The organism is Limosilactobacillus alvi, from assembly GCF_016900115.1.
GTDB classification, from domain to species: domain Bacteria; phylum Bacillota; class Bacilli; order Lactobacillales; family Lactobacillaceae; genus Limosilactobacillus; species Limosilactobacillus alvi.
Genome location: NZ_JACJJQ010000090.1, coordinates 1 through 429 on the forward strand (window position 1 = coordinate 1; position 429 = coordinate 429).

A 429-nucleotide genomic window follows, 5' to 3' on the forward strand; every position below is an offset into this window, starting at 1 on the left:
GTTGGCGGATCATATTACCAACCGCAAAGTAGACCAGCTTCCGGGCAATTGGATTTCCGCGTTTATTAATGTGATCTTTACGGGCTTCCTCTCCTGACTTATGCCGGCGAAGATCGATCCCAATGTAAGCATTCAGTTGGTTGGCGTTATCAAAGCGAGTAATATCGCCTAATTCGGCCATCAGTTGAGCAGCCGTCTGGGCGCCAATTCCAGGCATTGAGACATATGATTCAAAAGCAGATTCTTGTTGAGCTAGATCAACCATCTCTTTGATCAATTTTTCCTTTTGAATGGTTAACTCAATCAGTTGCCGACAAAAATAACGAACTTCGTCTACTTGAACGGCTTCTGAGTATGAATCTTTGGCGAGAGCCAATAGTTTGTCCGCATACTTAAAGCCCTTCACCTGCGACAACTTCTTATCCGTTG

1 protein-coding gene is annotated in these 429 nt (G+C 44.5%); it reads right to left on the bottom strand.

What is annotated here, in order from left to right; all coding sequences use genetic code 11:
• Positions 1 to 406: transposase (locus tag H5993_RS09670; protein WP_338033150.1), on the bottom strand; the 406-nt coding region annotated here is incomplete at its 3' end.
• Between the last annotated feature and the right edge of the window lie 23 nt (positions 407 to 429).